This window comes from Allobosea sp. UNC402CLCol (assembly GCF_000745475.1).
Lineage (GTDB): Bacteria > Pseudomonadota > Alphaproteobacteria > Rhizobiales > Beijerinckiaceae > Allobosea > Allobosea spartocytisi.
In genome coordinates, this window is the sequence record NZ_JQJJ01000013.1 from 163,231 (window position 1) to 178,188 (window position 14,958).

The 14,958-nt window shown below is 67.0% G+C and carries 15 protein-coding genes; 6 read left to right on the forward strand and 9 right to left on the reverse strand.

Going from position 1 to position 14,958, the window contains the following annotated elements:
• Positions 1–3 precede the first annotated feature (3 nt).
• Positions 4–1,089 (reverse strand): heat-inducible transcriptional repressor HrcA, encoded by a 1,086-nt coding sequence (gene hrcA, locus GY40_RS17025; RefSeq protein ID WP_051988210.1) that lies wholly within the window; start codon positions 1,087–1,089, stop codon positions 4–6.
• A gap of 144 nt (positions 1,090–1,233) precedes the next feature.
• On the opposite strand from hrcA, the gene rph reads away from it, so the two are divergent.
• Genes rph through hemW form a run of 3 tightly spaced genes read left to right on the forward strand, consistent with a single transcriptional unit; the run spans position 1,234 to position 3,796 of the window.
• The gene (rph, locus tag GY40_RS17030) at positions 1,234–1,950 is read left to right on the forward strand and encodes a ribonuclease PH (RefSeq protein ID WP_038364673.1); all 717 of its coding nucleotides are present in this window, start codon (positions 1,234–1,236) and stop codon (positions 1,948–1,950) included.
• 2 nt (positions 1,951–1,952) lie between these two features.
• Positions 1,953–2,600 (forward strand): RdgB/HAM1 family non-canonical purine NTP pyrophosphatase, encoded by a 648-nt coding sequence (rdgB, locus tag GY40_RS17035; RefSeq protein WP_038364674.1) that lies wholly within the window; start codon positions 1,953–1,955, stop codon positions 2,598–2,600.
• Positions 2,597–3,796, forward strand: coding sequence for a radical SAM family heme chaperone HemW (gene hemW / locus GY40_RS17040; RefSeq protein ID WP_197062768.1), 1,200 nt, complete (start codon positions 2,597–2,599; stop codon positions 3,794–3,796). Before rdgB ends, hemW begins: the two co-directional genes overlap by 4 nt.
• 123 nt (positions 3,797–3,919) lie before the next feature.
• Here hemW and GY40_RS17045 read toward each other — a convergent pair whose 3' ends face one another.
• From GY40_RS17045 to ugpB, 5 genes are all read right to left on the reverse strand, one after another.
• Positions 3,920–4,999 carry a sn-glycerol-3-phosphate import ATP-binding protein UgpC gene (locus GY40_RS17045; protein WP_038364675.1) on the reverse strand — a complete coding sequence of 360 codons (1,080 nt, stop codon included), beginning with the start codon at positions 4,997–4,999 and terminating at the stop codon, positions 3,920–3,922.
• A 7-nt stretch (positions 5,000–5,006) separates the two neighbouring features.
• Positions 5,007–5,855 carry a sn-glycerol-3-phosphate ABC transporter permease UgpE gene (gene ugpE / locus GY40_RS17050; protein ID WP_038364677.1) on the reverse strand — a complete coding sequence of 283 codons (849 nt, stop codon included), beginning with the start codon at positions 5,853–5,855 and terminating at the stop codon, positions 5,007–5,009.
• Positions 5,855–6,604: a creatininase family protein gene (locus GY40_RS17055; RefSeq protein ID WP_038364679.1), complete on the reverse strand. Its 750-nt coding sequence runs from the start codon at positions 6,602–6,604 to the stop codon at positions 5,855–5,857. The genes ugpE and GY40_RS17055 overlap by 1 nt, the downstream gene beginning before the upstream one ends.
• Positions 6,604–7,485: a sn-glycerol-3-phosphate ABC transporter permease UgpA gene (gene ugpA / locus GY40_RS17060; RefSeq protein WP_038364681.1), complete on the reverse strand. Its 882-nt coding sequence runs from the start codon at positions 7,483–7,485 to the stop codon at positions 6,604–6,606. Before ugpA ends, GY40_RS17055 begins: the two co-directional genes overlap by 1 nt.
• Before the next feature lie 76 nt (positions 7,486–7,561).
• Positions 7,562–8,887 (reverse strand): sn-glycerol-3-phosphate ABC transporter substrate-binding protein UgpB, encoded by a 1,326-nt coding sequence (ugpB, locus tag GY40_RS17065; RefSeq protein ID WP_038364683.1) that lies wholly within the window; start codon positions 8,885–8,887, stop codon positions 7,562–7,564.
• 199 nt (positions 8,888–9,086) lie between these two features.
• On the opposite strand from ugpB, the gene GY40_RS17070 reads away from it, so the two are divergent.
• Positions 9,087–10,265, forward strand: coding sequence for a fumarylacetoacetate hydrolase family protein (locus GY40_RS17070; RefSeq protein WP_038364686.1), 1,179 nt, complete (start codon positions 9,087–9,089; stop codon positions 10,263–10,265).
• A 39-nt stretch (positions 10,266–10,304) separates the two neighbouring features.
• Here the strand turns inward: GY40_RS17070 and GY40_RS17075 are convergent, their stop codons facing one another.
• Positions 10,305–10,712 carry an energy transducer TonB gene (locus GY40_RS17075; protein ID WP_038364688.1) on the reverse strand — a complete coding sequence of 136 codons (408 nt, stop codon included), beginning with the start codon at positions 10,710–10,712 and terminating at the stop codon, positions 10,305–10,307.
• Between the two features lie 98 nt (positions 10,713–10,810).
• Here GY40_RS17075 and GY40_RS17080 point away from each other — a divergent pair, with 98 nt between their 5' ends.
• Entirely contained in the window at positions 10,811–12,517 is a 1,707-nt protein-coding gene (locus tag GY40_RS17080) for a hypothetical protein (RefSeq protein WP_051988211.1), read from the forward strand.
• A gap of 6 nt (positions 12,518–12,523) precedes the next feature.
• Here GY40_RS17080 and GY40_RS17085 read toward each other — a convergent pair whose 3' ends face one another.
• A complete protein-coding gene (locus tag GY40_RS17085) occupies positions 12,524–13,420 on the reverse strand; it encodes a methylated-DNA--[protein]-cysteine S-methyltransferase (RefSeq protein ID WP_038365178.1) in 897 nt (298 codons plus the stop codon).
• Positions 13,421–13,594: 174 nt separating this feature from the next.
• A complete protein-coding gene (locus tag GY40_RS17090; RefSeq protein WP_038364690.1) occupies positions 13,595–14,125 on the reverse strand; it encodes a DUF2244 domain-containing protein in 531 nt (176 codons plus the stop codon).
• Between the two features lie 20 nt (positions 14,126–14,145).
• Between GY40_RS17090 and nth the strand changes: the two genes are divergently transcribed.
• Positions 14,146–14,847 carry an endonuclease III gene (gene nth / locus GY40_RS17095; protein ID WP_081925481.1) on the forward strand — a complete coding sequence of 234 codons (702 nt, stop codon included), beginning with the start codon at positions 14,146–14,148 and terminating at the stop codon, positions 14,845–14,847.
• Positions 14,848–14,958: the final 111 nt, after the last annotated feature.

Below are 14,958 nucleotides of genomic sequence, written 5' to 3' on the forward strand. Positions count from 1 at the left end.
GCGTCACCGGCTGCCGTCCAGCAGGCGGCCGACGACCTTGGCGGTATAGTCGACCATCGGGACGATGCGGGCATAATTCAGCCGCGTCGGGCCGATGATGCCGACGACGCCGACGATGCGCTGCTCGGCATCGCGGAAGGGCGCCGCCACCATCGAGGAACCGGACATCGAGAACAGCTTGTTCTCCGAGCCGATGAAGATGCGGACGCCGTCGCCTTCCTCGGCGCGAGAGAGCAGATCGATCACGTCGGTCTGGGTCTCGAGATCGCCGAAGAGCATGCGGATGCGCTCCAGATCCTCCTGCGCCCTGAGATCGTCGAGCAGATTGGCCTGGCCGCGCACGATCAGGTGGCGATCGCCGCTCGGGCCCGAGGAGGTGGCGATGCCGCTTTCGACGAGGCGGGCGGTGAGCGCGTCGAGCTCACGCTCCATCAGCGCGCGCTGCGCCCCGATCTCGCCACGCACTTCGCCGAGCGTCTTGCCGAGGATGCGGGCGTTGAGGAAGTTCGCGGCTTCCGTCAGGGCCGAGGCGGGCAGGCCCGGCGGCAAGGCGAGCAGGCGGTTTTCGACCGCGCCGTCTTCCGAAACCAGCACCACCAGGGCACGGGCAGGATCGAGCCGGACGAATTCGATGTGCTTCAGCCGCGGATCGGCCTTGGTGGTGACGACGACGCCGGCGCCGCGCGAGAGGCCTGACAGCAGCGCGGACGCCTCCGTCAGTGTCTGGTCGAGGCTGTGATGGCTCGCCGCCGCCCGGATCTGGGCCTCGATCCGCTTGCGCTCGTCGGATGTGAGGTTGCCGACCTCCATCATCGCATCGACGAAGAAGCGCAGCCCCCGTTCGGTGGGCAGGCGCCCCGCCGAGGTGTGCGGCGCATAGATCAGCCCGGCAAGCTCGAGATCGGTCATGACGTTGCGCACCGTCGCGGGCGAGAGCGCCATCGGCAGCAGGCGGGCGATGTTGCGGGAGCCGAGCGGCTCGCCGGTCGTCAGGTAGCCGTCGACGATCTGGCGAAAGATCTCGCGCGAGCGCTGGTCGATCTCGACCAGGCTGCTCGTCGTCTCCGGGCGGGTTGTATGAGCGCTCATGAACCTCGGCTGCGAAATCGCGCACGTGCCCTATTGTCGGCATGGCGGGCGCGCGGATCAAGAGGGCTATATGGCTCGCCCTGCCTTGCCCGGTGACGTGGGAGAGCCTACAAGCCGCCTCTCCCCGCAAGACAGGATCATTTCATGCGACCCTCCAAACGCGCCGCCGACGAGATGCGCAAGGTCACGCTCGAACGCGGCGTGGTGCGCTATGCCGAGGGTTCCTGCATGGTGACGTTCGGCGAGACCAAGGTGCTTTGCGCCGCGACCGTCGAGGAAAAGGGTCCGCCCTGGCTGCGCGGCACCGGCAAGGGCTGGGTCACCGCCGAATATTCGATGCTGCCGCGCGCCACGCATGAGCGCACGCGCCGCGAGGTCACCTCCGGCAAGCCCTCCGGCCGTACCCAGGAAATCCAGCGCCTCGTCGGCCGTTCGCTCCGCGCCGTGGTCGACCTGACCGCGATCGGCGAGCGCCAGATCGTCGTCGATTGCGACGTAATCCAGGCCGATGGCGGCACCCGCACGGCCTCGATCACCGGCGCCTGGGTCGCGCTGCACGATGCGCTGAAGTGGATGGAAGGCCGCAACCTGCTCAAGGGCACCAATCCGCTGAAGGACCATGTCGCCGCCGTCTCCTGCGGTATCGTCGCCGGGCAGCCCGTGATCGATCTCGACTATGTCGAGGATTCCGGCGCGCAGACCGACGCGAATTTCGTCATCACCGGCTCCGGCGGCCTCGTCGAGGTGCAGGGCACGGCCGAGGGGGCGCCATTCTCGGAAGAGGAGCTGCTTTCGCTGCTCAAGCTCGCCAAGGGCGGCGTTTCCAAGCTCGTCGCGCTGCAGAAGGCCGCGGTGGCCTGACGATGACCACCCACCGCCTCCTCACCGGCAAGGTCGTGATCGCGACCCATAACCAGGGCAAGCTGCGCGAAATGCGCGACTTGCTGGCGCCTTACGGCATCGAACTGGTCTCGGCCGGGGAGCTCGGCCTGCCCGAGCCGGTCGAGGATGGCTACATGTTCTCGGAGAATGCGGCGATCAAGGCGGTCGCCGCGACCAAGGCGAGTGGATTGCCCGCGCTCTCCGACGATTCCGGCGTCTGCATCGACGCGCTCGACGGCGCGCCCGGGCTGTTCTCGGCCAACTGGGCCGGGCCGGGCAAGGATTTCGCCCCGGCGATCGCCCGCGTCCAGATGGAACTCGCCAAGCGCGGCGCCCATGCGCCCGAGCAGCGCAAGGCGCATTTCGTCTCGGCGCTGGTCATCGCCTGGCCGGACGGGCACCAGGAATTGTTCGAGGGCCGCGTCTACGGCACGATCACCGAGCGGATCCGGGGCGCGGGCGGCTTCGGCTACGATCCGATCTTCCTGCCGGATGGCCATGACAAGACCTTCGGCGAGATGACGGCTGAGGAGAAGCACGGCATCCCGGCCGACGGTTCGCCCGGCCTGTCGCACCGCGCGCGCGCCTTCCATGCGCTCGCCGCCGCCTGCCTGAGGAAGCCGGCGTGAGCGCCGGGGCCGCCCTTTCCCAGCGGCCACCGCTCCTGCATCCGACTGCGGATGCGGGCTTCGCCGTCTATGTGCACTGGCCCTTCTGCCTGGCGAAGTGCCCCTATTGCGACTTCAACAGCCATGTCCGGCTGCAGCCACCCGACCAAGCCCGCTACATCGCCGCCTTCCGTCGCGAGATCGCGCATCGGGCCGCGCTGGTGCCGGGCCGCACGGTGTCCTCGATCTTCTTCGGCGGCGGCACGCCCTCGCTGATGGAGGGGCGCACCGTCGGCGCGATCCTCGACGCCATCGGCGAGCATTGGGCGGTCGATTCCAACTGCGAAGTGTCCCTCGAAGCCAATCCGACCAGCGTCGAGGCCGGGCGCTTCCGCGATTTCCGGGCGGCCGGCGTCAACCGCGTCTCGCTCGGCGTGCAGGCGTTGAACGATGCCGATCTCAAAGCGCTCGGCCGGATGCATTCGGCTGAGGAAGCGCTGGCGGCGGTGGCGATCGCGCGCCAATATTTCGAGCGCTATTCCTTCGACCTGATCTATGCCCGCTCGCCCTTGCAGACTCCGGCCCTTTGGCGCGCCGAGCTGGAGCTGGCGATCAGCCATGCGGCCGAGCATCTCTCGCTCTACCAGCTCACCATCGAGCCCGGCACGGCGTTCGAACGATTGTTCCGGGCCGGCAAGCTCGCCATTCCCGACCACGATGCCGGCGCGGCGCTCTACGAGACGACGCAGGAGATCACGGCCAGGCACGGACTGCCGGTCTATGAAATCTCGAACCATGCGCGGCCGGGCGCCGAGTGCCGGCACAACCTTGTCTACTGGCACTATGGCGAATACGCCGGCATCGGCCCCGGCGCCCATGGCAGGCTGGTGACGGCGGAAGGCCGCATGGCGCATTCGACCGAGAAGCGGCCGGAAATCTGGCTTGAACGGGTCGAGGCCGAAGGCCATGCGCTGGTCGAGGACGAGCGCTTGAGCGAAGAGGCGCAGGGTGACGAATACCTGCTGATGGGACTTCGCCTCGTCGAGGGGATCGATCCCACAGTGTTCAAGGCGCTGTCAGGGCGCGAACTCAACGCCAAGCGCATCGCCAGCCTGATCGACGAGAAGCTGCTGATGCACCGGCAAGGCGGCCGGCTTGCGGCAACGCCGGACGGTGCATTGCTGCTCGATGCGCTGGTGGCCGATCTGGCGGCCTAAAACAGGGCATCATTCTCGGGCGGAGCGCAGCGCAGACCCGAGAAGCTCTGGCAGGACGAGACTCCGGAAGCTCCGCGTCATGAGATGCTCGGGTCAAGCCTGAGCATGACGGCTGTGCCGTGCTCAGTCCTTCCCCAGCCGCACGCCCGTCTTCGGATCGAAGACATGGACCTTGCCGGGATCGACCGTGATCCAGAGTCGGCCTTCCTGCGCCGGGACGTCGCCCGTCGCCGCCTGCATCACGAAGGGCTGGCCTGCGAGCTTGCCGTGGAAGAGCTGGGTCGCACCGAGCTCCTCGATGAACTCGACGTCGAAGGGCAGCGAACCGGCATCATCGTCGGAGACGATCTCGATATCCTCCGGCCGCAGGCCGACCTCGACAGGCATCTGCGGCGGCAGGTCGTCGCGCAAATCATGCACCTGCAACACCGTGTCGCCCAGCGCGACGATGCCGTGGCCGTCGACGAGGCCCGGCAGGATGTTCATCGGCGGCGAGCCGATGAAGGTGGCGACGAACTTGCTCGCCGGCTTGCGATAGACATCCGCCGGCACGCCGATCTGCTCGACCCGGCCGGCATTCATCACCACGAGCTTGTCGGAGAGCGTCATCGCCTCGACCTGGTCGTGGGTGACGTAGATCGAGGTCACGCCGAGCGCGCGCTGCAGCTTCTTGATCTCGACGCGCATCTGCACGCGCAACTTGGCGTCGAGGTTGGAAAGCGGTTCGTCGAAGAGGAAGACCTGCGGCTTGCGCACGATGGCGCGGCCCATGGCGACGCGCTGGCGCTGGCCGCCGGAGAGCTGGCGCGGCCGGCGCTCGAGGAAGGGCTCGATCGCGAGGATGCGCGCGGCTTCCCGCACGCGCTTGTCGATCTCGTCCTTCGGCGTGCCGCGGTTGCGCAGGCCGTAGGCCATGTTGTCGTAGATGTTCATATGCGGGTAGAGCGCATAGTTCTGGAACACCATGGCGATGTCGCGGTCGGCCGGCTCGATCTGGTTGACGACGCGCTCGCCGATCGCGACCTCGCCCGACGAGATCGTCTCCAGCCCGGCGACCATGCGCAGGAGCGTGGACTTGCCGCAGCCGGAGGGGCCGACGAGCACGCAGAAGCCGCCATCGGGGATGTCGAAGGAGACGCCCTTCACGGCCTCCACGCCGCCGGCATAGACCTTCTTGACGTTGCTGAGAGTGACCTGAGCCATTCGCGGATTACTTCTCGGTTTCCACGAGGCCCTTCACGAAGAGCCTCTGCATGGCGATGACGACGAAGACGGGCGGCAGCATCGCCAGCATGGCGGTGGCCATGGCGAGCTGCCACTCCGTCAGGGCGTCGGCGGTGACGATCATCTTCTTGATGGCGATGACGATGGTCTGCATCGAGTCCTTCGTCGTCACCAGAAGCGGCCAGAGATACTGGTTCCAGCCATAGATGAACTGGATGACGAAGAGCGCCGCGATCGTGGTGATCGAGAGCGGCAGCAGCGTGTCCTTGAAGAACTTGAAGGGGCCCGCGCCGTCGATCTTGGAGGCTTCGAGCAATTCGTCGGGAATCGTCATGAAGAACTGACGGAAGAGCAGCGTGCCGGTCGCAGAAGCGATCAGCGGGATGGCGAGGCCCTGATAGGTGTCGAGCATGTTCAGATCGGAGACGATCTTGAAGGTCGGGAAGATGCGGACCTCGACCGGCAGCATCAGCGTGACGAAGATGATCCAGAACGCCGTCATCCGGAACGGGAAGCGGTAATAAACCACCGCATAGGCCGAGAGCACGGAGATGAAGATCTTCCCCAGCGCGATCGCCATCGCCATGATGAAGGAGTTCAGCAGCATGTGCACCACCGGCTCGCGCGTCGTGCTGGACGTGCCGATGAACAGGATGCGGTTGTAGTTCTCAAAGAAATAGGGCCCGGGATAGAGCGGCATATGGCCGTTGATCACGGTCGCCGCGTCCCAGGTCGAGGCGACGAAGGTCAGCCAGACCGGAAAGGCGACGATCAGCACACCGATCGTCAGGATGATGTAGGCGAGCATGTCGCCCAAGCGGCGGTCCTCGACCATCAGGCGGCCCTCCCCATCTCGCGCAAGAGCCCGGCCAGCGCCTCGGCGCAGGCATCGAGGCAGGCCCGGCCCTTTTCCACGCTCGCACGGCGGGCATCGCCGATCACGCCGGTCTCGGTCATCTCACGGAAAGAACGGTGCCGCGAGACGGTCGCCCGACCGGGCGCGCCGTCTCGCGCGCCGAAAGCTTCAGTCAGGCGCGGTTCGCGGACCGAGCCTGGCGCCAGCACCATCATCATCGAGGTCTCGACCTCGCAGGCGTGCTGCACCCCCTGCTGGTCTTCCAGCAGCGACGGGAGCGCGTCCTGCGCCAGCAGGAAATAGGTTGTCGCCTCGACATGCAGCCGCGTCTCGCGGGCGAAGTCGGGCAGGAAGGCGGTGAGCGCGGCGATGTTGCCGCCATGGCCGTTGACGATCAGCACGCGGTGGAAGCCATGGCGCTCGATGCTCTTCAGCAGCGAAAGGAGCACCGCGCGATAGGTCGGGATGTCGAAGGTGAAGGTGCCGCCGAAGGCCATGTGGTGCTCGGCCATGCCGCACCAGAGCGTCGGCGCGACGACGAGCTCGACATCATCAGCGCGCTCGGCCGCCGCCTTGCAGACGCCGCCGCAGAGCACCGTGTCGACGCCGACGGGCAGATGCGGGCCGTGCTGCTCGATCGAGGCGACCGGCAGGATGACGACGGCATCCACCGCCGCCTTCGCCCGCAACTCCTCCGCGGTCAGGTCCATCCAGAGCACGGAGGCCATCAGTAGCTCACCTTGCGCTCGATGAACTTGAACTGGACCGCCGTCATCGCGATGACCATGACCAGCAGCACCACGGACTGCGCCGCCGAACCGCCGAGATTGGAGCCGCCCTTGCCGTCGGCGAAGACCTTGTAGACCAGCGTCTCGGTCGCGCCCGAGGGGCCGCCGCCGGTGACGGAGTCGATGATGCCGAAGGTGTCGAAGAAGACGTAGACGATGTTGACCGTGAGCAGGAAGAAGGTCGTCGGCGAGAGCAGCGGGAAGACGATGGTCCAGAAGCGGCGCATCGGCTTGGCGCCGTCGATCACCGCCGCCTCGATCACGCTCTTCGGGATCGACTGAAGGCCGGCGAGGAAGAACAGGAAATTGTAGCTGATTTGCTTCCAGGTGGCGGCCAGGATCACCAGCAGCATGGCGTGGTTGCCGTTGAGCCGCGGATTCCACGCAATGCCCAGGGATTGCAGGCCGCGCCCGAGCATGCCGAGCGAGGGATCGAACATGAAGAGCCAGAGCACGCCGGCGATGGCGGGCGCCACCGCATAGGGCCAGATCAGCAGGGTCTTGTAGATTTCGGCGCCGCGGATCTGCCGGTCGGCCATGACGGCGAAAAGAAGGGCGATCGACAGCGAGAACACGCAGACGAAGGTCGAGAAGATGAGCGTGTTGAAGAAGGCCCGGAGGTAGCCGGGGTCGGCGAAGAGGGTCTGGTAGTTCTCGAACCAGACGAATTGCGTCGCGGTGCCGAAGGCGTCCTCGAGCAGGAAGCTCTGCCAGACCGCCTGGGTCGCCGGCCAGTAGAAGAACACGATGGTGATCGCGAGCTGCGGCAGAAGCAGCAGGAAGGGGATCGTCAGCCCCTTGAAGTATGCGTTCTTCTGCATCGGCTTCCCTGGAACGAGACGGCCATCCCGGACGGAATCGGTCCGGGATGGCCTTGGATGTGCAAGCGCAGACCGCTCAGCGGGCCGCGGTCCGCTCGAACTGGCGCAGCATCTGGTTGCCGCGTTCGGCAGCCGCGTCAAGCGCCGCCTGCGGCGACTTCTGACCGTTCAGCGCCGCCTCCAGCTCCTCCGACCAGATGTCGCGGATCTGGACGAGGCTGCCATAGCGCAGGCCCTTCGAGTTGTCGGTCGGGGTCTTGTTGGTCAGCTCGAGGATCGGGGTCTCGAGATAGGGCTTGTCCTTGTAGAAGCCGGACGCCTTGACCTTCTCATAAGCGGCCTTGGTGATCGGCAGATAGCCCGACTCGGTGTGCAGCTTCGCCTGGCGGTCGACGTCGGAGAGGAAGGTGAAGAACTTGGCGACGCCCTTGTACTCGTTCGCCGACTTTCCGCCCATCACCCACAGCGAGGCGCCGCCGATGATCGAGTTCTGCGGCGCGCCCTGCACGTCGGGATAGTACGGCATCGGGGCGTTGCCCCAGTCGAACTTCGCATTGGCGACGACGTTGCCATAGAAGCCCGAGGAGGTCAGGAAGATCGGGCATTCGCCCGAGGTGAAGCGGCCTTCGCCATTGTTGGTGCGGCCGGAATAGTCATAGGTCTTGTCCTTCTGCAGCTCGACCAGATTGGTCCAGTGCTTGAGGAAGATCGGGTCCTTGTTGAAGGTCATCACCGCATCGGTGCCGGCCATGCCGTTGACCTTGGTCGACAGCGCAATGTTATGCCAGGCGCCGAACTGCTCGATATTGGCCCAGGTCGCCCAGGCGTTCGAGAAGCCGCATTTGTCGTAGCCGGCGGCCTTGAGCTTCTTGGCGTCCGCGAACACCTCCGGCCAGGTCTTCGGCGGCTTGGCGGGGTCGAGGCCGGCCTTCTTGAAGGCGTCCTTGTTGTACCACATCACCATCGAGGACGAGTTGAACGGCATCGAGAGCATCTCGCCCTTCGCCGTCGAATAGTAGCCGCTGATCGCCGGGAGATAGGCGTTCGGATCGAATTTTTCGCCGGCTTCCTTCATCATCTCATGGACCGGCTTGATCGCGCCCTTGGCCGACATCATCGTGCCGGTGCCGACCTCGAAGACCTGCAGGATGTGCGGCGCCTGGCCGGCACGGAAGGCGGCGATGCCGGCGTTCAACGCGTCGGGATAGGAGCCCTTATAGGCCGGAACGACCTTGTATTCCTTCTGCGAGGCATTGAAATCATTGGCGAGCTTGACGACGACGTCGTTGTTGGCGCCGGTCAGCGCGTGCCACCACTGGATCTCGGTCTGGGCGAAAGCCGGCGAAGCACCGGCGAGCGCGAACGCCGCCGCGCTTATCAGGATACGGGATTTGATGCTCATGGGTCGATCTCCCTTCCGCGGGCGGACCCCGCCGCGGTTCTTGTCGTTGGTGCGCAAGCTAGCATGAAGCGCGGGCGACATTTCAATGACAAATCGATGACGCCCGGCGCAATCCACCTATGGTCGCGAACCGGCTTGCGCATTTGCGCATAAGCGGCTGTTCTCCGGCTCCCGAACGATTTCTCTCCTGGACGACGCCATGCCCGATCTCGACCTCTCCGTCGCAGCGACCCTGCCGCAGGATGCCGCAACCGCCGTCCTGGCCGGCCGGGTCTGGCGGCCCGATCTCGGCGGCCCGGCGGTGGTCACCGTCCGCAACGGGCGGGTGATCGACGTCAGCGCCCATTTCCCGACCAGCCGCGATCTATGCGAATCGACCGATCCCGCCAAGGCGCTGCGCGCGGTCGAGGGCGAGGCGATCGCCTCGCTCGCCGACATCCTGGCGAACACGCCCGTGGATAGGCGCGACCCCTCGAAGCCCTGGTTGCTCTCGCCGCTCGACCTGCAGGCGGTCAAGGCCGCCGGCGTCACCTTCGCCGTCTCGATGCTGGAGCGCGTGATCGAGGAGAAGGCCCGCGGCAACCCGGCCGCCGCTGCGACGATCCGCGAGGAGATCGGCAAGCTCATCGGCGACGACCTGTCCAAGCTGAAGCCCGGCTCGCCCGAGGCGATGCATCTCAAGGAGGTGCTGATCAAGCAGGGCGCCTGGAGCCAGTATCTCGAGGTCGGCATCGGTCCGGACGCCGAGATCTTCACCAAGGCGCCGGCGATGTCGACCGTCGGGACCGGCGTCGATGCCGGCCTGCATCCGGCCTCGAGCTGGAACAATCCGGAGCCGGAGATCGTGCTGATCGTCGCCTCGACCGGCACGATCGTCGGCGCGACGCTCGGCAACGACGTCAATCTGCGCGATGTCGAGGGCCGCTCGGCGCTGCTGCTCGGCAAGGCCAAGGACAACAATGCCGCGGCCGCGGTCGGCCCCTTCATCCGCTTCTTTGACGCGGGCTTCACGCTCGACCACGTCCGCAGGACGACCGTGACGCTGACCGTCGCGGGCGAGGACGGCTTCACGCTCGAAGGCTCCTCCTCGATCGCCAAGATCAGCCGCGACCCGGCCGATCTTGCCGCGCAGATGATCGGCCCGCATCACCAGTATCCGGACGGGGCGGCGCTCTATCTCGGCACCATGTTCGCGCCGATCAAGGATCGCGGTGCGCCGGGCGGCGGCTTCACCCATAAATACGGGGATATCGTCACCATCGCGGCGCCCGAACTCGGCAGCCTCGTCAACCGGATGAAGCGCACGGATGAATGCGAGCCCTGGACCTATGGCGCCTCGCATCTGATGCGGCACCTTGCCAGGCGCGGGCTGCTCTGAGCGGAGCCGCAGGGGCGGCGTTTGCCGCCCCTCTCGGCATCAGTGCGGGGCTCGGAAATTCAGCACGATCGTGCGCCAGCGCTCGTAGTGTTTCTGCTCCTGCGCGAGTGCTGCGAAAGGCGCGCAGCGCTTCACTGCGCGCAGGGCGCTGTCCGCGAGCGTCCGGAAGGCCGGATCGTCCCTTGCATCGAGCACGACCGGATCGCCGTCGAGTGAACCGTCGGGGCGCAGCGCGATGCGAAGCCTCACCGCCCCGATGTCCTGCGCCGCCAGCGGCGGCAGCCAACAGGCGGCGATCAGCCCATGCAGTTGCCGGGCGAGCCTGGCATCGAAGGCCCTGCCGGCACCATCGTCACGCTCGCGGCGGACCAGCGCTTCGGCCTGTCCCGCGAGCAGCGGGAGCATGGCCAGGGACAGGAAAAGCGGGTTGGGGCGGTGCCGTGCCATGCCGCCAATCTGGCAGCCGTCGCACCGAGTCGGCAATCGCGTCAGCTTGCTGGTAAGGTTTTTCTGCCAGACAGCACGCTCGACCAGGAGGGTTGGCGGTGGCGGCGGGCGACATCAGCACAGGGCTCCCCCAAGGCGAGCGCGACAGCCTCGCCGCGCGCCTGTTGCGCACGCCTCTCCTCTGGATGGCCGCGTTCCTCATCGCGGCCATCGCCGCGCTGAGCCTGCCGCTCCGACTGCCGCTCGGTCCCAACGCCTGGGACACGGTCGTCTATCTCGACGCGATCCAGCGCATCCATGTCGGGCAGGCGCCGGGGCTGGACTTCTTCGCGCCGGTCGGGCCGCTCGGCTATTATCTCGCCGCGGGGCTCGACGCGCTCTTTCCGGCCGCGCAGCCGATGCTGCTGGTCAACTGGGCGCTGCTGCCGGTGCTGCTGCCGCTCGCCGCGCTGCTGATGGCCGATCTCGCGCCAAGGGCGCGCGGACAGGCGCTCGCACTGCTGCTACCCCTGCTGCTGTTCGCCGCGCTGCCGATCAACCTGCACGCGCTCTACCCGTCGCCCGGCTTCGACGGCTACGGCTATTACAACCGCCATGTCAGCCTGCTGCTCTACCTGCTGATCGCGACGCTGCTCTTCGCGCGCCATCGCGCCTTGCGGATCGGCCTCGTCGCCGCGCTGATGCTGAGCCTCTTCCTTGTGAAGATCACCGGCGCGGTGACGGGCACGCTCATCGTCGGCTATGCGCTGGTCGCCGGGCGGATGCGCCTGCTCGACGTCGCCATCGCCGCCGGCCTCGTCATCGCGGCACTGGCCGGGCTCGAGCTGGCGACGGGCATCGTCTCGGCCTATCTCGCCGACATCCTGCAATTGCTCGGCCTCAACACCGGCGCGCTGTTGCCGCGCTTCCTCACCGTCGCCTCGGTCAAGTTCAACGTGGTCGGCCCGGTGCTGCTGCTGCTCGGAGCGCTCGCCCTCGCATCCTGGCGGAGCGGCCTGCCTACCTCCCTCGCCGGCTGGCGGGCGCTGGCCAACAGCCCCCTCGGCTGGCTCGCAGCGGGATTCGCGGCGCTGACCTTCTTCGAGACGCAGAATACCGGCTCGCTCGAATTCATCGGGCTCTGGCCGATCCTGCTCACCCTGCTCCGCGACTGGTGGCAGCGCCGCGACGACCCGATGCGCCCGCTGGTTCTGGTGCTGGCGCTCGCCGTGAGCCTGCCGACGGCGGTGATCTATATCGAGCGCAGCATGCGGGCCCTGCTGGGCGCGCCGAGCTATGCCGCGCTCGACCTGCCCGAACTCGGCCCGCTCGGACGCGTCAGCGTGAAGCCGGACATCAAGGCGCGAGCCGCCGCGATGCTCGATCATTATGCGACCCATCAGGCGACCTATGACGATCTTGTCCGGCGCGACCTGCCGCCGTCCTATATCCTCTATTCCGAGATCGATTATCAGGCGAGCTGGCTGCTGGAAGTGCAGCAGGCCGTGCGCGCCATCCGGAACTGGGAGGCGGCGAACCGGCGCAAGCTCAACGGCTTCTTCACTCTCGATTTCGTCGATCCGATGAACCGCCTGCTCGACCGCACGCCGCCGCGCGCCGTGCCGGTCGGTGCCGATCCCGGTCGCAGCACGCCCGAACTCGACTCCGATACGCTCGCGGAACTCGCACGCACGGACGCCATCCTGGCGCCGAAATGCCCGCCGACCACGGCCCGCGCCATGCTGCGCGAGCATTTCGGCAAGGCGCTCGAAGGGCGCGAACGCATCGCGCTCGCGCCCTGCTGGGACATGTATCTGCGCCCGTAGCGCGGCTCAGCCGGCGGCGGCCTGTCCTGCCTCCCAGCCGAGGATGGCGCGCTTGCGCGTCAGGCCCCAGTGATAGCCGGTGAGCGCACCGGACTTGCCGATGACGCGGTGGCAAGGCACGACGAAGGAAATCGGGTTCTTGCCGACCGCCATGCCGACGGCACGCGCCGCGCTCGGTTTGCCGATATGGCTGGCGACGTCGCCATAGGTGGTGGCGCGGCCGACCGGGATCCTGAGCAGCGTCTCCCAGACCCGCACCTCGAAATCCGTGCCGATCAGCACGACGCGTAGCGGCGTCTCGGCCGCCCAGGCCTTGGGATCGAAGATGCGGCCGGCATAGGGCGCCGTCAGCGCGGGGTCGTAATGGTAATCGGCATGGGGCCAGCGCCGCATCATGTCGGCCAGAGCCTCGGCCCGGCCGCCGACGACCTTGCCGCCGTCGACGCTGTTGGAGACCCAACCCAGACCCGCAAGGCCGCGATCCGTGACCACGATCAGCGCTTCGCCGAAGGGCGAGGCATGGAAGCCGTAGGACAGCTTCAGCCCGTCGCCGCCGAGCTTCCACTCGCCGGGCGACATCGCCTCATGGGTGACGAAGAGATCGTGCAGCCGGCCGGGACCGGAGAGCCCGACTTCCAGCGCCGTGTCGAGGACGCTGGCGGAGGAGGCGAGCAGGCCCTTGGCATGGTCGAGCGTGATCGCCTGCAAAAAGGCCTTGGGGGTGAGCCCGCACCAGCGCCGGAAGAGATGGTGGACATCGGTCGGCGTTGCGCCCGCCGCATCCGCGATCGCCTCGATCGTCGGCTGCTCGCGCCAGTTATGGGTGATGAAGGAAAGGATGCGCCGGACGGTGTCGTAGTCCGAGCCCGGTGCCGCGGCGGGGAAATCCGCCTCGTTGGGCATGGCTTCAGCGGCGCGGGACAGCACCGCATTGGAGAAGCGCGTCGGGGTCATCGCCGTTTTCATCGGGGCCTGGGCGTTCATGGCTAAATCCTCGCATCTGTCATTATGATGCGAATCTAGGGCGCCAACCATGCCGCTCCCACCCGAAAGCTGACAAGCTCCGGCAGCCGAACCTCACCGAGGCGGATCATAATCCGGCCCGCGCCGCGCCCGCGCCAGCGCCGCACCGAGCGCATCGGCGAAGCCCGCCCGCTCCTGCGGCGAGAGCGCGGCGGCGACCGGGACGCTGCGCCCGCGCGAGACGAGAGTGAGGCCGAGCAGGCCGTAATCCTCGTCGGCCTGTTTCTCGAGCCGCGTCCAGGCCGGGTTGGAGCGCCAGACCGCCTCGCGGCCATGATGCGAGACCTTGCGCAGGAAGACCTCGAGCGGCGTCACGACGATGCGCTCGAAGGCGCGGGCATGACGGAAATTGACGTGGAAGGCGATGAACAGCGCGAGAACGTCGATACCGAAGAAGCCGGCGACCGGCCAGGCGCCGAGCACGACGAAGGGAATCGAGGAGACCACACTCGCCAGACAGACCAGCGTCATCACGATGCGGAAGCCGTGCTGGCCGAGCGAGCGATGCGGCGTGATGGTCGCGTCGAAGACCGGGCGCCGGGCGGCGTCGCGGCTGTCGTCGACGAGGCTCTTGTCGAGGTCCATCGGCGGATTATAACGCGGGCATGGATCAGCAGAACAGGCCCTTGCGCAAGGCCGCGCCCGCAAAGCGCATCACGTTACCGCGCGCCCGAAAGCCGGCCGAGATCCGCGAGATCTTCGAGCGTTTCCGGGCGGCCAATCCCGAGCCCAAGGGCGAGCTGGAATCGGTGAACGCCTTCACGCTGCTGGTCGCGGTGGTGCTCTCGGCACAGGCGACCGACGCCGGCGTCAACAAGGCGACGCGCAAGCTCTTCGCCATCGCCGACACGCCGGAAAAGATGCTGGCGCTGGGCGAGGAGACGGTGCGCGAGCATATCCGGACGATCGGGCTCTATCGCAACAAGGCGAAGAACGTGATCGCGCTCAGCGAGAAGCTGATCGCCGAATTCGGCGGCGAGGTGCCGACCACGCGCGAGGCGCTCGAAAGCCTGCCCGGCGTCGGCCGCAAGACGGCCAATGTGGTGCTCAACATCGCCTTCGGCGAGACCACCCATGCCGTCGACACCCATGTCTTCCGCGTCGCCAACCGGCTGCGGATCGCGCCGGGAAAGAACGTGCTGCAGGTCGAGCTCGGGCTGGAGAAGGCGGTGCCGCCGGAATTCGGCCGCCACGCCCATCACTGGCTGATCCTGCACGGGCGCTACACCTGCAAGGCGCTGAGGCCCGAATGCGGACGCTGCATCCAGAACGACCTCTGCGATTCCGCGGACAAGCGCGTCATCTGACGCTTCGTCAGACCTCCCTTAGTCTGCTTGACAGCCCATCGGTGCTGGGCTGAGCTTCATGGGCCGGACGCCCTGGAGGCTCGGAGAAGCCTGAGAGTCTGCGGCAGAGGA

What these genes read in the sequence shown, in the direction of transcription:
- hrcA (WP_051988210.1), bottom strand. Translation starts at nt 1,089, where the DNA reads ATGAGCGCTCATACAACCCGCCCGGAGACGACGAGCAGCCTGGTCGAG.
- rph (WP_038364673.1), top strand. Translation starts at nt 1,234, where the DNA reads ATGCGACCCTCCAAACGCGCCGCCGACGAGATGCGCAAGGTCACGCTC.
- rdgB (WP_038364674.1), top strand. Translation starts at nt 1,953, where the DNA reads ATGACCACCCACCGCCTCCTCACCGGCAAGGTCGTGATCGCGACCCAT.
- GY40_RS17045 (WP_038364675.1), bottom strand. Translation starts at nt 4,999, where the DNA reads ATGGCTCAGGTCACTCTCAGCAACGTCAAGAAGGTCTATGCCGGCGGC.
- ugpE (WP_038364677.1), bottom strand. Translation starts at nt 5,855, where the DNA reads ATGGTCGAGGACCGCCGCTTGGGCGACATGCTCGCCTACATCATCCTG.
- GY40_RS17055 (WP_038364679.1), bottom strand. Translation starts at nt 6,604, where the DNA reads ATGGCCTCCGTGCTCTGGATGGACCTGACCGCGGAGGAGTTGCGGGCG.
- ugpA (WP_038364681.1), bottom strand. Translation starts at nt 7,485, where the DNA reads ATGCAGAAGAACGCATACTTCAAGGGGCTGACGATCCCCTTCCTGCTG.
- ugpB (WP_038364683.1), bottom strand. Translation starts at nt 8,887, where the DNA reads ATGAGCATCAAATCCCGTATCCTGATAAGCGCGGCGGCGTTCGCGCTC.
- GY40_RS17070 (WP_038364686.1), top strand. Translation starts at nt 9,087, where the DNA reads ATGCCCGATCTCGACCTCTCCGTCGCAGCGACCCTGCCGCAGGATGCC.
- GY40_RS17075 (WP_038364688.1), bottom strand. Translation starts at nt 10,712, where the DNA reads ATGGCACGGCACCGCCCCAACCCGCTTTTCCTGTCCCTGGCCATGCTC.
- GY40_RS17085 (WP_038365178.1), bottom strand. Translation starts at nt 13,420, where the DNA reads ATGCCCAACGAGGCGGATTTCCCCGCCGCGGCACCGGGCTCGGACTAC.
- GY40_RS17090 (WP_038364690.1), bottom strand. Translation starts at nt 14,125, where the DNA reads ATGGACCTCGACAAGAGCCTCGTCGACGACAGCCGCGACGCCGCCCGG.
- nth (WP_081925481.1), top strand. Translation starts at nt 14,146, where the DNA reads ATGGATCAGCAGAACAGGCCCTTGCGCAAGGCCGCGCCCGCAAAGCGC.